At 62.7% G+C, this 15,684-nt stretch carries 19 protein-coding genes; 4 read left to right on the forward strand and 15 right to left on the reverse strand.

Features of this window, described 5'->3' with window-relative positions; translation table 11 throughout:
• Positions 1–88 precede the first annotated feature (88 nt).
• The 3 genes from MUN23_RS15585 to MUN23_RS15595 all read left to right on the forward strand — a co-directional run bounded on the left by MUN23_RS15585 (position 89) and on the right by MUN23_RS15595 (position 2,783).
• Positions 89–1,099, forward strand: a complete 1,011-nt coding sequence (locus MUN23_RS15585; protein ID WP_056344331.1) for a DNA-directed RNA polymerase subunit alpha — start codon at positions 89–91, stop codon at positions 1,097–1,099.
• 77 nt (positions 1,100–1,176) lie between these two features.
• Positions 1,177–1,860 (forward strand): 50S ribosomal protein L17, encoded by a 684-nt coding sequence (gene rplQ, locus MUN23_RS15590; protein WP_056344328.1) that lies wholly within the window; start codon positions 1,177–1,179, stop codon positions 1,858–1,860.
• A gap of 32 nt (positions 1,861–1,892) precedes the next feature.
• Entirely contained in the window at positions 1,893–2,783 is an 891-nt protein-coding gene (locus MUN23_RS15595; RefSeq protein WP_248759581.1) for a tRNA pseudouridine(38-40) synthase TruA, read from the forward strand.
• Positions 2,784–2,866: 83 nt separating this feature from the next.
• Here MUN23_RS15595 and MUN23_RS15600 read toward each other — a convergent pair whose 3' ends face one another.
• The 4 genes from MUN23_RS15600 to MUN23_RS15615 form a co-directional block, all read right to left on the reverse strand.
• Positions 2,867–3,160, reverse strand: coding sequence for a GIY-YIG nuclease family protein (locus tag MUN23_RS15600; protein WP_371875921.1), 294 nt, complete (start codon positions 3,158–3,160; stop codon positions 2,867–2,869).
• A gap of 180 nt (positions 3,161–3,340) precedes the next feature.
• Positions 3,341–3,793: a cell wall metabolism sensor histidine kinase WalK gene (locus MUN23_RS15605; protein ID WP_248759582.1), complete on the reverse strand. Its 453-nt coding sequence runs from the start codon at positions 3,791–3,793 to the stop codon at positions 3,341–3,343.
• Positions 3,742–4,635 carry a histidine kinase dimerization/phospho-acceptor domain-containing protein gene (locus MUN23_RS15610; RefSeq protein WP_248759583.1) on the reverse strand — a complete coding sequence of 298 codons (894 nt, stop codon included), beginning with the start codon at positions 4,633–4,635 and terminating at the stop codon, positions 3,742–3,744. The genes MUN23_RS15605 and MUN23_RS15610 overlap by 52 nt, the downstream gene beginning before the upstream one ends.
• A gap of 18 nt (positions 4,636–4,653) precedes the next feature.
• Positions 4,654–4,974, reverse strand: a complete 321-nt coding sequence (locus tag MUN23_RS15615; RefSeq protein ID WP_248759584.1) for a hypothetical protein — start codon at positions 4,972–4,974, stop codon at positions 4,654–4,656.
• A 281-nt stretch (positions 4,975–5,255) separates the two neighbouring features.
• Here MUN23_RS15615 and MUN23_RS15620 point away from each other — a divergent pair, with 281 nt between their 5' ends.
• Positions 5,256–6,059, forward strand: coding sequence for a response regulator transcription factor (locus MUN23_RS15620; RefSeq protein WP_248759585.1), 804 nt, complete (start codon positions 5,256–5,258; stop codon positions 6,057–6,059).
• Positions 6,060–6,063: 4 nt separating this feature from the next.
• Here the strand turns inward: MUN23_RS15620 and MUN23_RS15625 are convergent, their stop codons facing one another.
• From MUN23_RS15625 to MUN23_RS15675, 11 genes are all read right to left on the reverse strand, one after another.
• Positions 6,064–6,528, reverse strand: coding sequence for an Hpt domain-containing protein (locus tag MUN23_RS15625; RefSeq protein WP_248759586.1), 465 nt, complete (start codon positions 6,526–6,528; stop codon positions 6,064–6,066).
• A 92-nt stretch (positions 6,529–6,620) separates the two neighbouring features.
• Positions 6,621–7,505, reverse strand: coding sequence for a type II secretion system F family protein (locus MUN23_RS15630; RefSeq protein ID WP_248764102.1), 885 nt, complete (start codon positions 7,503–7,505; stop codon positions 6,621–6,623).
• A gap of 7 nt (positions 7,506–7,512) precedes the next feature.
• A complete protein-coding gene (locus MUN23_RS15635) occupies positions 7,513–8,448 on the reverse strand; it encodes a type II secretion system F family protein (protein WP_248759587.1) in 936 nt (311 codons plus the stop codon).
• Entirely contained in the window at positions 8,445–9,962 is a 1,518-nt protein-coding gene (locus tag MUN23_RS15640; protein WP_248759589.1) for a CpaF family protein, read from the reverse strand. Before MUN23_RS15640 ends, MUN23_RS15635 begins: the two co-directional genes overlap by 4 nt.
• Positions 9,962–11,158: an AAA family ATPase gene (locus MUN23_RS15645; protein WP_248759591.1), complete on the reverse strand. Its 1,197-nt coding sequence runs from the start codon at positions 11,156–11,158 to the stop codon at positions 9,962–9,964. The genes MUN23_RS15640 and MUN23_RS15645 overlap by 1 nt, the downstream gene beginning before the upstream one ends.
• Positions 11,155–11,913, reverse strand: a complete 759-nt coding sequence (locus MUN23_RS15650; protein ID WP_248759592.1) for a Flp pilus assembly protein CpaB — start codon at positions 11,911–11,913, stop codon at positions 11,155–11,157. Before MUN23_RS15650 ends, MUN23_RS15645 begins: the two co-directional genes overlap by 4 nt.
• Positions 11,914–11,951: 38 nt before the next feature.
• Positions 11,952–12,992 carry a TadE/TadG family type IV pilus assembly protein gene (locus MUN23_RS15655; protein WP_248759593.1) on the reverse strand — a complete coding sequence of 347 codons (1,041 nt, stop codon included), beginning with the start codon at positions 12,990–12,992 and terminating at the stop codon, positions 11,952–11,954.
• Positions 12,980–13,354 carry a TadE/TadG family type IV pilus assembly protein gene (locus MUN23_RS15660; protein ID WP_248759594.1) on the reverse strand — a complete coding sequence of 125 codons (375 nt, stop codon included), beginning with the start codon at positions 13,352–13,354 and terminating at the stop codon, positions 12,980–12,982. The genes MUN23_RS15655 and MUN23_RS15660 overlap by 13 nt, the downstream gene beginning before the upstream one ends.
• A 155-nt stretch (positions 13,355–13,509) precedes the next feature.
• Positions 13,510–13,701, reverse strand: a complete 192-nt coding sequence (locus MUN23_RS15665; protein ID WP_248759595.1) for a Flp family type IVb pilin — start codon at positions 13,699–13,701, stop codon at positions 13,510–13,512.
• Positions 13,702–13,958: 257 nt separating this feature from the next.
• A complete protein-coding gene (locus MUN23_RS15670) occupies positions 13,959–14,837 on the reverse strand; it encodes a type II secretion system F family protein (protein ID WP_248759596.1) in 879 nt (292 codons plus the stop codon).
• A 9-nt stretch (positions 14,838–14,846) separates the two neighbouring features.
• Positions 14,847–15,542: a type II secretion system F family protein gene (locus MUN23_RS15675; RefSeq protein WP_248764103.1), complete on the reverse strand. Its 696-nt coding sequence runs from the start codon at positions 15,540–15,542 to the stop codon at positions 14,847–14,849.
• Positions 15,543–15,684 lie beyond the last annotated feature (142 nt).

Genomic DNA, 15,684 nt, shown 5'->3' on the forward strand with positions numbered 1-15,684 from the left:
GGCAAGCCCAGCCGCGTTAAGTCTTCAGACCGAATTTCCACCACCTGTGTTGCGTCATATAGCGGATGCTCGCCGAAAGGAAACCTAAGTGCTCATTGCACAGCGCCCCACCCTCTCCGAAGAGGTAGTCTCCGATAACCGCTCGCGTTTCATCATTGAACCGCTGGAACCCGGCTTCGGCTACACCCTCGGAAACTCACTCCGCCGTACCCTGCTCTCCTCCATCCCCGGTGCCGCTGTAACCAGCATCCGGATCGATGGCGTACTGCACGAGTTCACCACGGTTCCGGGTGTCAAGGAAGATGTCACTGAGATCATCCTGAACATCAAGAGCCTGTCGGTTTCCTCCGAGCACGACGAGCCGGTTGTGGCTTACCTGCGCAAGCAGGGCCCCGGAGTCGTCACCGCCGCGGACATCGCTCCGCCGGCCGGCGTCGAATTCCACAACCCGGATCTGCACATTGCCACGCTGAACTCGAAGGGCAAGTTCGAACTCGAACTGACCATCGAGCGCGGCCGCGGCTACGTTTCGGCAGCTCAGAACAAGTCCGGCGACTCCGAGATCGGCCGTATCCCGGTCGACTCGATCTACTCGCCGGTCCTGAAGGTTACTTTCCGCGTGGAAGCAACCCGTGTTGAGCAGCGCACCGACTTCGACAAGCTTATTGTCGACGTCGAGACCAAGCAGGCCATCGCCCCGCGCGATGCTGTTGCTTCCGCAGGTACCACCCTGGTGGAACTCTTCGGTCTGGCCCGCGAGCTGAACACCGCAGCTGAAGGTATCGAGATTGGCCCGTCGCCGACGGATGCTGCCCTGGCAGCAGACATGGCACTGCCGATCGAGGATCTGGACCTCACCGTCCGTTCCTACAACTGCCTCAAGCGTGAGGGCATCCACACCGTGGGTGAACTCGTTGCACGCTCCGAGGCTGACCTCATGGACATCCGTAACTTCGGTGCGAAGTCCATTGACGAGGTCAAGGCAAAGCTGGTTGAACTGGGCCTGTCCCTCAAGGACTCGCCTCCCGGTTTTGACCTCGCAGCACGCGCCGCAGCAATTGAAGAGGACGACGCCGCCTTCGGCGACGACGAACTCTAACAAACAGATCTTGGCCGGCTGGCTGGATGCACCACGGTGTGCGCAGCCCACTGGCTTCCATATGAGGAGAAACTATTATGCCTACCCCCGCTAAGGGTCCGCGCCTCGGAGGCGGAGCGGCTCACGAGCGTCTTATGCTCGCGAACCTGTCCGCCGCACTGTTCGAGCACAAGCGGATCACCACCACGGTGACCAAGGCCAAGCGACTGAAGCCGTACGCCGAGCGTCTGGTGACTTTCGCCAAGCGTGGCGACCTGGCTTCCCGCCGCCGTGTACTCGGCCTGATCAGCAACAAGGGCATCGTCCACGAGCTGTTCACCGACATTGCACAGGCAGTGGAGAACCGCGACGGCGGCTACACCCGCATCACCAAGATCGGCAACCGCAAGGGCGACAACGCTCCCATGGCTGTCATCGAACTGGTTCTCGAGCCGGTTTCCGCCAAGCAGGCCGTTGTGGCCGAGGCTACCCAGGCTGCCGCCAAGGCTGCTCCGGTTGCTGAAGAAGCTCCGGTTGAAGCTGCCGAGACCGAAGCTGCTGAAGCCAAGTACGCCGGCTCCAAGCCTGCTACGGCTGACAACGTCGCCCCTGAGGGCTTCGAGGTCAAGGGCAACGAGGACTCCATGAAGTACCACGTTCCCGGCTCACGCTGGTACGACGCCACGACTGCTGAAGTCTGGTTCGACTCTGCAGAGTCCGCCGCAGCCGCAGGCTTCGTGCCTGCCGGTGGCGAAGCTGCGCAGGCCGTCGAAGCTGAGTAATCAGTCTCTGACGCTCCAGTAGACTTATGTCTATGAACGACCAAAAACCCGCTGCCCCCGTTTTGGGGGGCGGCGGGTTTTTGCGTGTCCGGCTTGATTTATCGTACGACGGCGGCCCGTTCAACGGGTGGGCCGTGCAGCCGGGCTTGCGCACTGTCCAGGGCATCCTGGAAGAGGCGCTGGCGCTGTTGATCCGCCGACCCATCCGGGTGACCGTGGCGGGACGTACCGACGCCGGCGTGCACGCCCGCGGCCAGGTGGTCCACCTGGACCTGACCGAGGCCGAGTGGCTGAAGCTGCCGCGCGGGCACGAACTGGATCCCGCCGTCGCGCTTTTGCGGCGGATCCGTGGCGCCCTCAGCCGGGGGCTGGGCGACCTGACCGGGTCCATCGAAGTTCACCTGGTTTCCTTGGCACCCGTGGGGTTCGATGCCAGGTTCTCGGCTCTCTGGCGGCGGTACAGCTACCGCATCGCTGACGGTCCTGCCCTTTGGGATCCACTCGAACGGTACTTCACGCTCTGGCACCAAAGCCCCCTGGACGTGGACCTGCTGAACGCCGGAGCCGGGCAGCTGCTGGGTCTGCAGAACTTCCTGTCCTACTGCAAGCCGCGGGAGGGTGCCACCACCGTCCGTGAGCTGCAGCGGTTCGAGTTCCACCGCGGGGAGGACGGCGTTATTGTGGCCACCGTTCAGGCCGACGCCTTCTGCCACAACATGGTGCGCTCCCTGGTTGGCTCGGCCTTGTTCGTGGGGGAGGGCATCGAGGAGCCGGGGTGGCTGCATGATCGCCTGCTGGCGAAGAAGCGCGACGCCAAGTCCGTCCTGGCTGCCCCGCACCCGCTGGTCCTTGAAGAAGTGGCGTACCCGTCAGACGACGAGATGCTGGCCCGCGCGGAGCTGACGAGGGCAGTCCGCAAGTAGCTCGGTGGTTGAGCCTGCCGAAACCCCCGCCCCGGTGATTGAGCCCGTCGAAACCGAGCCCGGTGATTGAGCCTGTCGAAATCCTACGGAATCGTTCGCTTTCCCGGAGCGGCCGATAGTCCCGGCAAGTCGCTGTATCGCCCGCTTACAAGGGCTTCCCTTTTGGCACGGCTCCAACCCTGAACCTGCCTCTCCCGCGCAAAAGCCTGATCAACACGGCTGAACTCTTCAATCCAAACGAGCTCCACAGGCCTACGTCGGCGCGTGTAGGCGGCACCTTCACCCGATTGATGTTGCGCGAAGCGCATTTCCATATTCACCGTGCTGCCCACATAGTAGGAGCTGTCTGAGCATCGGAGCATGTACGCGAATGGCATGTAGCGATTCTGCACCGCATTCTGAGCCGGCGCGGGCCGGAGAATACCTATGTGGAAAACTGCTCGGTTTCGACGGGCTTAATCACCGGGGCGGGGCTTTCGACGGGCTCAACCACCGGGATTTTCGACAGGCTCAATCACCGAGGCCAGGCTTGACCACCGGGATTTCGACAGGCTCAATCACCGAGGCCAGGCTCGACCACCGGTTTCGACGGGCAGGGTCATGGTGAATGTGCTGCCGCCACCCAGGGCACTGGCGCACGCGATGGCACCGCCGTGGCGTTCCAGGATGGTCTTGGTGATGGAAAGGCCCAGCCCGGCGCCGGGAATGGCCGCGTCCCGGGCCGACTCGGCGCGGAAGAACCGGCTGAAAACCTTGGCCGCATCCTCCGGTGCCAAGCCCATCCCGGTGTCCCGGACAACAAGCTTGACCCAGTCCTCGGTGCCGGCTGCGCTGATGGTCACAGTGCCGCCGTCGAGGGAGTACTTGATGGCGTTCGACACGAGGTTGTCCAGTGCCTGGCCGATCCGCAGCGGGTCGGCGTAGGCCCAGAGCGGTGAGGGCACATCGGCCACCAGGGCTACGGCTGACCGTTCTGCGTGTGCCTGGGCTGAGCCGATGGTGGTCTCCACCAGGCCGGAAATGTCGGTACGTTTCGGGCGGACGCCTCAAGCGTCAGGCCCGAGACCAGGGCAAGCAGCCGTTCGGAGCTGCGCTGCACCACGTCCAGCCGCTGGACCGTGAGGGTGGAGAGCCCGTCGCTGTCCTCGAGCACCAGGTCGATGTTGCCCAGGATGGAATTCAGCGGCGACCGGAATTCGTGGGAGACGTTCGAAACCAGTTCCTCGTTCGCGGCCATGGCTTCAACGAGCCCCGTCACCTCGCTGTAGACGACCACCGCTCCGGTGAGGCGGCCGCCGTCGTCCGTTATCGGCCTGGCGGCGGTGGACACCGCACGCTGCTGCGGGACATCACCGATCCAGACGAGATAGTCGGCGAACGATTCTCCCTCGATGGCCCGCCGAAGGGGACGTTTGTCCGGTGGCAGGGGAGTCACTTTGTCCTGGGCGAAGACCCGCTGTTCGCTGTGGTCGGCAGGCGCGACGCCGGCCGGTGCGGCGGTCTGTTGCCAACGCCGCATCATGTTGTTGGCCAGCAGCTGGTCACCGTTCGAATCGCCGGCAACAATGCCGACGTCGGTGGCGTCGAGGATGGTCATCAGGAGTTCCTCGCGTTCCCGGCTCGCGGCGAGCAGCTCCCGCAGTTCCTGGCCCATGGCCTGCAGCTCTCGCTGCGGGACGCGCATGTTGACGCTGGCGAATCGGATTGCGAGCGAAACAGCCAGCATGACAAGCCGGAAAAGAATGAGTGCGGTAATGTCCGACGCCGTGAGGTTGGGGAATTTTCCGGCCGTTGTGGGGAGCACGATCAGGAGCGGTCCCAGACCGCTCAGAACGAGGCTTGTGCGGACCATGATCCCGGAAGCGGCCAGCTAAATGACCGGAAATACGACCAGAATTGCCAGGCCCGGGAGAAGGGGCGCGGCACCGATGCGCAGCAGCGCGATCGCGAGCAGGTCAAGAACCGGAATTACCAAGTACGAGCTATGGGGCAGGCGCTCCCAGGGAGTGAGGAAACAGGCCACGAAAAGAATGAGATGAAGGGCGATTGCTGCCATGTAAAGCGGACTGACCAGCAGGGATGGCCAGGTGAAGGGTGTCATCACGCCGAGGACGACGACAATGAGCGACAGCGGAAGCTGGCACAGGGCCACCTGGGTGCGGGGGCCGAGCTTCCTGAAATAGAGTGCCACACCCCGGGGCGAGGGACGCATAGCCATAGGGGATCTCCAACTTTCGTGACGGCCCCCATTCCGTCCCCAATGAATTGATGCAGCCGAATATCTGAAGGCTGACGCGGTCTATCTTCAGAATCCGGATATGCATGTGTTGTCATGGTAATTGACTTTCCAAAACTAATCTCTAGAAGGCGTGTTATCCGCCGTTCATACTTGTACCGTATAGAGAGTTGGAGTGGATGAGGGATTGGCGCTGGGCTGATGGGGGCCTCTTCCACCTGGCAACGGGGACTGATATGGAAGATCTTGGGGTTGCAGTAGTAATTGAAGACGACGCCGATGTGCGGAACCTCCTCGAAGGAGTGTTGCGCCAGGCAGGCTTTGAGGTCCATACCGCCGCCGAAGGGCGGGAGGGCGTTGAGGTGGTGCGACATAACAAGGCCCAGGTGGTCACGCTGGACATCGGCCTTCCGGACATCGACGGGTTTGAGGTCCTGCGGCGGATCAGGAATTTCAGTGATGCCTACGTTGTGATGCTGACCGGCCGGACCGAGGAGCCGGATCTGCTCTCGGCCCTGAACGCCGGGGCGGACGACTACATTGCCAAGCCCTTTCGGCCGCGTGAACTCCGGGCCAGGGTGGCGGCAATGATGCGCAGGCCCCGCCATGAGGTCACCAGTCCACCCGAGGCGGCTGCATGGGCTTCACCACCGGCCGCGCCGGCAACCTTCACCCACGCGGGAGTTCTCCAGCACAACGGGCTCATTCTGAATTACCGGACCCGCACGGTGGTGATTGGTGAGGTCAACCTCGGGCTCACGCGCAGCGAGTTCGACCTCCTGCATACTTTGCTCAGCTGCGAGGGTGCGGTGTGTACGCGGTCCGATCTGGTGCGAGCAGTCCGCGGTGACCTTTATGAGCCGGATGCCTATATCAGTGAGGCTGACGAGCGGGCCGTGGAAGTCCACGTCGGGAACCTGCGCCGCAAGCTGCGGGAGGATCCGCTGTCACCGCGCTGGCTTCAGACCGTGCGGGGAGTGGGCTACCGGCTCGCACCGAACAGGACTGACCTGAACGGCTGGCCGGGGGCTGGTCACTGAAGGGCTAGTCGTTTTTCAGGATGTAGTTCGCTTGGAGCTCTGAGACTGTACGCATTCCGTGCTCGGCCAGGGTTGCCAGCAGTGCCTGGCCTTGGACGAAGTCGCTGCGCCGGATGGCATCCTCCAGTGCTTGAGCCAGGACTGACAAACGGATCCCGCCCACCATGGCTGATGCGATCCGCAGGCTGATGACAGTGTCCAAGGCAATGGGGCGATCCTCGGTGTGGACCGCTGCCGCCAGCCGGCTGAAACGCTGGTCCCACAAAGACGCGTAGTCGCGGGCGAATCCAAGGGCAAGTTCGGGGCCGTCCAGCTCTGCTTCCAGCTCCGCCAGGATGTCCGGTTCGACCCAGCGCACGGCGTCATTGCCGGCCTGCTGCACGCCAGCGCCCACGCCCGCAGCAGTCCCCGCCGTTGACAATTCGGCAGGGACACCCCCGCTGCTGGAGGTGAGTGGTGGACTATCCATGCTTCAAGGCTACTTCCTGTAGTTACTTCCGAGTCCGTTTTCGGTCTATCCTGTGGAAACCTTGAGTGATCCTTGACTTTGAGTATCCGCCGTCATTGGCCGCTGAAACTGATCACCGTGTTGACAACAGCTGGACCCAGAATGGCGATGAACAGCACGGGAAAGATAAAGAACAGCAGCGGAAAAAGGATCATGACGGGAAGTTTCATGGCCTTTTCTTCGGCCCGCTGGCGGCGTTTCACCCGCATGACCTTGGCCTGGATCCGCAGGACCCGGCCGATGGCGATGCCGTAGGTGTCGGCCTGGACCACCGCCTGGACGAAGCTCCGCAGTTCCGGGATGCTGGTCCGCTCGGCCAGGGCCTGATATGACTCGCGGCGGCTGCGGCCCACCTGCATGTCCTGCAGGGTGCGGACCAGTTCGTCGGACAGCGGGCCCTTGCCGTTTTCGCCGGCGCGGGCCATCGCCCCTTCGAAGCCAAGGCCGGCCTCCACTGAGATCAGCATCTGGTCCAGGGTGTTGGCCAGTTCCAGCTGCATGGCCTTCTGGCGCTCCGTGCCTTTGCTATAGAGCATTAGGTCTGGGATGAAATAGCCGAGGAACAGCAGGAAGATGCCTGCGAGTTTCATCATGGGCGTACTGCCGACGGCGCTCAGGTAGATCCCAAGCGAGGCACCCGCCAGGCCGATGGCCAGCTTCGAGCCCAGGACTTTTCCCAAGGGCATGGAGAGCGGCCTGCCAGCGAGCGAAAGCAGTCTGTCCAGGAACGCCACATACGCTGGCGGGGTCAGACGGCGTCCGATGGATTCGAGCAAGCTGGTCCTGGGCGGCCCCACAACTCCGGACAGGGCCGCGCCTCGGCTCAATAGCTCCGCGGTAGCCACGCGACCTTTCTGATCTGCGGTCAAAAGGGCCCAAGTCAAGCCAGCCACGGGAACGCAGACCAGGACCACGGAAAGGAGAATCAGGGGGTTCATCATGTCCTCAGAACTTCAGGTCGATGATCTTGCGCATCCACAACGACCCGATGGTCATCAGGACAAACGACGCGCCGATCATGGCCCACCCCAGAGGATGGCTGAACATTGAATTCATATAGTTCGGGCTGACCGAAAGCAGCATGGCCACAATTCCGAACGGCATGGCAATAAGAATGTAGGCGGAGAACTTGCCTTCCGCGGCCAACGCCTTGATCTGGCCCTTGATCTCGCTGCGCTCGCGGATGGTTTCGTTCACCTGGTCCAGCACCTCAGCGAGGTTTCCGCCCACTTCGCGGTTGATCTGGATGGCCTGAGAAACCCAGACGAAGTCCTCGTTCTTCATCCGGAGTGCCGTGTCATTGAGTGCTGCCAGGAGGTCGCGGCCCAGGCTCGTCTCGGTGATCACACGGCGCATCTCCTCCGACGTGGGCTTCTGGGATTCCGCCGCGGCAGCATCGATCGCACGAAGAATGCTGTGGCCGGCGCGCAAACCTCCCGAGAGGAGCTGAAGCGTATCGACGAGCTGGGTATCAAACTTGGCCCGCCGTTTCCCGGCTAGGTACCCCAGGACCATGTTCCCCACGAAAGGAGAAAGGATTGCCAGCAGGAGCCCCACGAGCGGCCCCACGGTGACAATGCCAACCAGGAACCCCACACACATGCCGGCCGCCACCAGGATGAAGAATTCGGACTGGCTCAGCCGGAGACCGGCGTTTTCCAGCTGGGCACGCGAGAAGAGCTGGACGTTGCGTCCTCCCAGCATCCGTTCGAAGGAGGTCACAGCGGACGCTGCGAAGCGCGTCAACGTGGTGGGCGGGCTTGATTCGAACGGACGACGGCGGTCCATCGGCACCTCGGGGGCCCCGGGGGCCAGTACTGCGATGCCGAGGAGGCTGACAGCCACGAGCAGGACGGCGACCCCAATGTAAAGAGCTGTCATTTCATAACCGGGGAGAGAGAGCCGGCAAAGACCGCAGGGGACACGTGGATGCCGAGGTCTTCAAATCGGTCGATGAAGCGTGGCCTGATGCCGGTGGCCACGGGTTTGCCAAGAAACCGGCCATGGGCGTCCATCCCGGCGGAGTAATCGAAAACGAACGCGTCCTGCAGGGTCACAATGTCCCCTTCCATGCCCTGGACTTCGGTGACATGGGTGATACGGCGCGTCCCGTCCCGCAGCCGTGAAATCTGGACGATCAAGTTTACGGCGGACGCGATCTGTTCCCGGATGGCACGCAGCGGCAGGTCCATGCCGGCCATCAGCACCAGGGTTTCCAGGCGGGCAACGGCGTCACGCGGCGAGTTGGAGTGCACGGTGGAAAGGGAACCGTCGTGGCCGGTGTTCATGGCCTGCAGCATGTCCAAGGATTCGCCGCCTCGGACCTCGCCCACCACAATGCGGTCGGGGCGCATACGCAACGAGTTCCGGAGGAGTTCGCGGATGGTCACCTCGCCTTTGCCTTCAGTGTTCGGAGGACGGCTTTCCAGCCGGACCACGTGCTGCTGCTGGATCTGCAGCTCCACGGCGTCCTCGATGGTGACGATCCGTTCGTCTGCCGGAAGGAAGGAGGACAGCACGTTGAGCAGCGTGGTCTTGCCGGTGCCGGTGCCGCCGGAGACGATGATGTTCAGCTTGGCCTTCACGCAGGCGTCCAGCAGTTCGGCCATCTCCGGGGTCAGCGTGCCGAAGTCGATCAGGTTGCGGACTGTCAGGGGGACTTTGCTGAACTTTCGGATGGTCAGGGATGATCCGCCCACGGACAGGGGCGGGATGACGGCGTTGACGCGGGAACCGTCTTCGAGCCGGGCATCCACCAGTGGCGAGGACTCATCGATCCGGCGCCCGACCTTGGACACGATGCGCTCAATCACCTTGCGCAGGTGTTCTTCGGAGCTGAAGCGCGATTCGGTCAGGGTGAGCTTGCCCTTGCGCTCCACGTAGATCTGGTCCATCCGGTTGACCATGATTTCCGTGACGGCCGGATCGTCCAGCAACCGCTGCAGCGGGCCGTAACCCAGGACGTCGTCGGCGACGTCGCGGACCAGCCGGATGCGCTCCTCCGCGGACAGGGGTACCTGTTCCGCGTCGATGATCAGGGTGAGTTCTTCCTTCGCGGTGCTCCGCAGCTCCTGCTCGGTCACTGTGGCGTCGTTGAACCGTGCGCCCATGCGTTCAAAGAGGGCGCTCGCGGCACGGAGTTTCATCGCGGCAAAGACATCCACCGGCTGCGCCTTGGGTGCCTGGAGAGCCAGGTCCGGTGAACCGGCATGCGAATGTACGACGGCGGGAGGTTGTGTTCCGGCGGTTTCCGCAACTCGCGCTGCACTCGCGGTGCGTTGGGGCACAGTGGTGCGTCCCGCCGTCGTACTTGCACCGGCAGGGTGCAGGGCGACCGCCGGGTGGGCGGCCTGGTTCCTGTCCTGGACAGTTTGGATCCGTTCGGAGAGTTTCACTAGATGACCACCCTTCGGTGCAGCTTGCGTTGGGCCTGGGTCCGCCAGACGGGGTTGAAACGCTCAACCAGCTGTTTGAGGCTTTTGACGGCGGGATCCTTCTTGGATTCCTGGAGGACGGGGATACCCCGGTTGGTGGACAGGGCCACGGCGCGGGAACGGGGAATACTGACATCCACGGGTGCGCCGATGGTGGACTCCACGTCCTGGACCGTCAGGCCGGATTTGGCGTCGGCCATATTCAGGACCACGTGCCGGGACTCGGGCGCTATCTCGAGCTGGCGGAGGACTTCCAGCCCGGACCTCAGGCCGCGGAGGCTGGGGATGTCCATGGCGCTGACCCACACCACATCGGTGCACTGTTCCAGGGCCGCGATGCCGATCTCGGGGAGGCCGGGCGCGGTGTCCAGGACCACGTACTGGAATTCCCGTGCCAGTTGGTCCAACAGATGTGTGATCTGCTCGGGCGTGATGTGGTCCGCGTCCACCGGTGTCGCCGGCGCGCACAGGGCGTAGATCCCGGCCGGGTGGACGGTCAGGAACGCCTTGAGGACCAAGGAGTCCTGGGCCGCGGCAGGGCTGACCGCGTCGGTGACGGTGTGCTCGGGATTGAGGTAGAGGCCGGAGGCGACGTCGCCGAACTGGAGGTCCAGGTCCACGATGACCACGCTCATGGGGGCGATCTGGCCCAGGCCGATGGCGATGTTGGTGGCGAGGGTGGTCTTGCCGACGCCGCCCTTGGGCGAGAAGATGCCGACGACGAGTCCCTTGCCACCGTTTTCCGCCTGCGGCGCGTCGAAGGTCCGGTTCCGAGTAGCGAAGGATTGGCACGCACGCTCCAGGAGGACGCGGATCTCGGCGGCATCCGCTCCGGGGCTCAGGATGTCCCGGATCCCGGCCCGCATGGCGTGCAGGAGGACGGCGGGATCGGCGTCGCTGACCAGCACAATGCTGAGGCCGGGCAGCTGGACGTCGAAGACCTTTGCGAAGCGCAGGGCCTCGTCCGGGGAGACGTCCGGCCCGATGATGAGGACCTCGGGCTGTTCCTGGTTGAGGAGGGCGAAGAGCTCCTGTGGGCCGGCGGGAAGGATGTCCGAGGCGATGGTCTGGACCGAGCCGCGGAGCCCGTTCGCCACGGCCTGGCGGAGTTTGTGGTCGAAATCGGTGTTGGGGGAGAGGAGGACGAAGCGGCTCATTTGTACACCACTTCCTTGCGCTCGATGCGGGGTCCGTTGTCCTGGGCGTCGAGGGGTTCCTTGGTGAGCCAGATGCGGCCGAACTCGGAGGCGAAAACGATCTTCCCGGCGTCGACGTCGTTGACCGCGACGGTGAGCATGAGCGAGCCCTCCGGGAGGGTGGTGTCCTGGGGGTTGGGTTCGCCTTCCGCCGGCTTTTCGGCGGGGGTGGTCTGCGGTGCGCGCTGGACAGCGGTCACCAGGACCTTGCGAACAGTCAACTGGCTGGTCGCGTCTTCGGGTTTGGCTTTGAAGGCTCCGTTGTCGAACGAGAGGAAGAAACCCACGTGGTCGCCGACGTCGATCCGTCCGCCCACCACCCTTTTTGGCTCCACTTCGAAGGAGACCTCCTGGAAGCCGGACGGTACTTTCACGGAACCCTCGGACTTGACCGCTTCGGGGGCGACGAGTCGTTCGGCGAGGAGCTGCTCGCCAGGGACGAGGGCCACGGCGCTGACCGTGCCGGCCTTGGTGTCCAGACTGCTGAGCGCGGAGTCGGCGACTCCGGCCGCGGGAACCTTCTCAATGACCAGGGACGCGGCCATCTCGTTGACGGGGGTGCCGGCGGGAATGGCTGTCTTGACCACCAGGACATCCACCGGTTTGGTGGTGGCCATGGCTCGCTGGTCGGCGCCCTGGGCGTAGAAGATGATGAGAAGGGCGCCCACAATCGCCAACGCAATCGCAGCCGTTCCTGCCAGCAGGCGAGACTTCACTTTGTACTCCTGGTTTGGGATTGGCGGGTGCGGATGGATTAGAGGGTCATGCGGACGATGGTGGCGCCGTATTCGTCGACTGGCCCGAGGGAATAGCCGTCGGCGAGAGAGACGTACTTTATGAAGCTGCCGATGATTCCGCGGCAGTCGCCTTTGCACTCGGTGGCGGCGGTGACGCCGGTAGCCGTCGATTTCTCGCTGCGGAACTCGTAGGGGAGATCCTTGTTTCCGCTGAACTTCCAGCCGGTCACTTTAAAGGCGGCAAAAGAGACCAGGCTGTAGACGGCACCTGCGCCGGACCCAACTACCTTGTTGAAAACGGGGAGCAGGACGATGACTTCCCTGCCTGCCGTGATTTCACTGGCCCAATGGTTGAGCTCCGCGACACAGTGACCGGGCGCGTTGTTGCCGGTGTCGCTGCCGGCTTCACTGAGGGCAAGGTCGATGGTGCCGCCGCATTTTCCGGTATCGGGAGTCAGCCAGCCGAAGCCGCCCGCCACCGCGGCGCCCGATGGTCCGTAGTTGCAGTCGGCGTTGGCGTTGTTGCCGTGTTCCTGGAGGAGTTGCAGCGCGCCACCCACGTGGTCCTTGACTTGGCAGACCGAGAAGGCGAGGGGAAAGGCGGTCCGTCCAGCCTGGGGGCTGCCCCAAACCGCAGAAGCCCGGGCTCCGACCTCCTTGGTGGGGACCCCGAGGATGTCTGCGAAGAACAGGGACACCGAGTTGTCGGTGCCGCCGGTTTCCTTGGCCGATGTCTGGACGGTCAGTGTTCGGGCTGTTTTGTCCAGGGCGATGGAGTAGACCTTGCTGACGCTGTCCAGGGCGTTCAGGTTCGCGAGGCTGGTTGCGAGCGTCGACGTCGTCGAACATAGCGGATCGCTGGCATCCCGAGCGCACTTCTGAGCCATGCCGATGGCGGCGGCGTCCGCGCCGCTCTGAAGCTGAGCGCGTTCGGAGTGGATCACCCCGACGTCGACGGCGATCGCCACCGATCCAAGGAGGACCACCATGAGGAGAGCCACGATAACGGTGATGGCGCCGCGCTCCGTGGCTTGCATATCCCCGGTCAGCCGCCGCACAGCATGACTCCTTTTCCTGTCATCGGAAACGGGCCGGCGATGCCGGTGATGGTGGACAAGTTGTACTTGATGGTCAATGTCACCTGAGCGCCGGTGCTGCATGCGGTGGTGCTGAGCGTGACGTCGGATGTCGGAATCGCTGTGCTGACGGACGCTGCGGCGTTCTTGGCTGCGGTCTTCGCACCGGCGGGGTCGTTGGCGATGGCCATGACGCGGACGCCGTCGCGGGCGGCGTTCGTGAGGGTGATCTGTGCGTTGTAGGCTCGGCCGAATTCGATGGTTCCCAACACCAGCATGAGGAGAACAGGCAACAGGATCGCGAACTCGACGGCGGCCGCCCCGCGCTCTGATGGTTCACGCATCCGCTGCATCCCTCTCTTCTATGCCAGTGAGCTGCACGGTTTTCGGGGCTTGGAAACAGGTTGTGCGGCGCAGTTTTGCGCTGCGCCGCACAACTATTTGAGCGTGGTTACGTCGCCAGGTCCGAAGTCCCAATTTGTTCCCGGGAACTGGCGGCTTAGATGGCGGTGTTGACCTGGTCGAAGAGGCCATCCAGTTTTGTGCCCAAAAGGCTGACAGCGACGATGATCACGACGGCGATGAGGCCAACCATGATGCCGTATTCAACGGCTGTTGCGCCCTTCTCGTTGTTAAGGCGGTTCTTAATGTTGAAACCGAGGGTCTGAAGCGTGGCGATAAGAGAAAGCATTTCGTACTCCTGAGCGAGTCGGATGGCTGGCCCTGCACCAGCTCTAGTACGAAGCTAACAACCCTTGATATAACGTTGATCGGATCTTGGAACATCCTGCGTAAACCCTGTCTTCGCTGCGCATCTCCTGCGCTTTTCCTTCGCTCTTGCTCTGGGGAAGCTAGGGATGCGTGGTTCCCCGGGCGCACGAAACGGACCCCCTCGGTTCTGGGTTCCAAGGGGGTCCGGTATTTGGGCGCCGGAAGGCGCGGAGCGTCTTAGCTGAAGGCTTCGATGATCTTTATCGCTGCCGGTCCCAAGAGCACGATGAACAGGACCGGGAAGATGCAGAGGAGGAGCGGAAAGAGCACCTTGACTGGCAATTTCATCGCCTTCTCTTCAGCGCGCTGACGGCGCTTAACTCTCGCTTGCTTGGCTTGTGTCCGCAGAACTCTGGCTATGCCGATCCCGTACTTGTCCGCCTGCACCACCGCTCTCACGAAGCTACGAAGATCCTGAACGGAAGAACGAGCCGCCATCGCCTCGTAAGACTCCTGGCGCGGGCGTCCTACCTGGATGTCCTGCAGGGTGCGCATGAGTTCCTGCGCCAGTGCCCCACCCCCATAGCCGCCTGCCCTTGCCATGGCAGCTTCGAAGCCCAGCCCGGCCTCTACCGAAATGAGCATCTGGTCGAGGGTGTTAGGAAGCTCCTGCTCAATATCCTTTTGGCGCTTGATGCCTTTGTTGTAGATCAGTAAGTCCGGCACGAAGTAGAAGAACGCCGCCAGGAAGAGCCCTAAACCGATGTTCTGCGGCGTGGGGGCTTTGGAGTACAAGAGCAGTCCGAAGGCTGCTCCCGTCAGCGCTAGTAATGGTTTTGCAATAACCAGCCTGTCCAGCGGCATGGAGGTAGGTCGCCCTGCCAGGGACAGCCAGCGGTCGAGCTTGGCCTCGTAGCCCGCCGGCGTCAGTCTTTTCGAAAGATCCAACAGAACCGGGGCGCGCCGCGCGGACACGCTGCCTTCCTGGGTAAAACCCTGTGACAGGTTGCCTTGAACGGCAAGTATTGCTTTCCGGTCCGAACTGACGAGCGCCCATATGAGATAAGACGAAGGCAATACGACGAGTGAAATAAGCAGCCAGGCTATCGGTGTCATTTGGTCCCCCTAGAACTTGATCTTGACGACGCGGCTCATCCAGAAGCCGCCAACCGCGAACATCAGCAGGCCCCCCACAAGCATCACCAGGCCGATAGGATGCTCAACGAATACGTTCAGGTATCCGGGGTTGATGAAGGCGAGTATGACGGCCACCCCAACTGGCATGGCCATCAGGACATAAGCGGACATCTTTCCTTCTGCGCTCAAGGAACGAATCTGGCCCTTGATCTCGGTTCGTTCCCGTATGGTTCCCGCAACTTGCTCGAGTATTTCTGCCAGATCCCCGCCGACTTCGCGGTTGATCTGGATCGCCTGCGCGATCCACCGGAAATCTTCGCTGTCCATGCGGTCGGCTACATCATCGAATGCCTGACGTGCGTCCTTGCCGATCCTGGTTTCGTTCACGATACGTAGGAATTCCTCGGAGGTAGGTGCGTCTGCCTCTTGGGCAGCGGCCTCGACGGAGCGCAGGACGCTGTGTCCAACACGCAAACCACCAATGAGCATTTGGATGGTGTCGGTGAGCTGAGTCTCAAATTTAGCCCGTCGTTTGTCCCGGCAGACAGTGAGTCCGACTTTCACCAGGAATGGCGTCGCGACGCCGAGCAAGACGCCGAGAACGGGATGTGTTATCAAGGCTCCGAATGCGGCCACGAGTATCGAAGCAACGGCAACGGCCACGGTGAAGTCAGCGGGCGCCATCTTCACGCCCGCGTTGTAGAGTACTTCCCGGTTGTACGGCCCTCCTGAATCTCCGATGACACCTTCAACTGCGCTAACGGCTGACTGGGACATCTTTGACACTGCGGACTGATCTGGCTCCGTACTGGGGCGCCTGCGATCC

The sequence above is a fragment of the Pseudarthrobacter sp. SSS035 genome (assembly GCF_023273875.1).
Classification (GTDB): domain Bacteria; phylum Actinomycetota; class Actinomycetes; order Actinomycetales; family Micrococcaceae; genus Arthrobacter.

Coding starts and splice junctions, on each gene's coding strand:
- MUN23_RS15660 (WP_248759594.1), bottom strand. CDS start 13,354: ATGCGTGAACCATCAGAGCGCGGGGCGGCCGCCGTCGAGTTCGCGATC.
- MUN23_RS15620 (WP_248759585.1), top strand. CDS start 5,256: ATGGAAGATCTTGGGGTTGCAGTAGTAATTGAAGACGACGCCGATGTG.
- MUN23_RS15595 (WP_248759581.1), top strand. CDS start 1,893: ATGAACGACCAAAAACCCGCTGCCCCCGTTTTGGGGGGCGGCGGGTTT.
- MUN23_RS15675 (WP_248764103.1), bottom strand. CDS start 15,542: ATGGCGCCCGCTGACTTCACCGTGGCCGTTGCCGTTGCTTCGATACTC.
- MUN23_RS15635 (WP_248759587.1), bottom strand. CDS start 8,448: ATGACAGCTCTTTACATTGGGGTCGCCGTCCTGCTCGTGGCTGTCAGC.
- rplQ (WP_056344328.1), top strand. CDS start 1,177: ATGCCTACCCCCGCTAAGGGTCCGCGCCTCGGAGGCGGAGCGGCTCAC.
- MUN23_RS15600 (WP_371875921.1), bottom strand. CDS start 3,160: ATGCCATTCGCGTACATGCTCCGATGCTCAGACAGCTCCTACTATGTG.
- MUN23_RS15625 (WP_248759586.1), bottom strand. CDS start 6,528: ATGGATAGTCCACCACTCACCTCCAGCAGCGGGGGTGTCCCTGCCGAA.
- MUN23_RS15645 (WP_248759591.1), bottom strand. CDS start 11,158: ATGAGCCGCTTCGTCCTCCTCTCCCCCAACACCGATTTCGACCACAAA.
- MUN23_RS15665 (WP_248759595.1), bottom strand. CDS start 13,701: ATGCTTTCTCTTATCGCCACGCTTCAGACCCTCGGTTTCAACATTAAG.
- MUN23_RS15610 (WP_248759583.1), bottom strand. CDS start 4,635: ATGGTCCGCACAAGCCTCGTTCTGAGCGGTCTGGGACCGCTCCTGATC.
- MUN23_RS15670 (WP_248759596.1), bottom strand. CDS start 14,837: ATGACACCGATAGCCTGGCTGCTTATTTCACTCGTCGTATTGCCTTCG.
- MUN23_RS15630 (WP_248764102.1), bottom strand. CDS start 7,505: ATGAACCCCCTGATTCTCCTTTCCGTGGTCCTGGTCTGCGTTCCCGTG.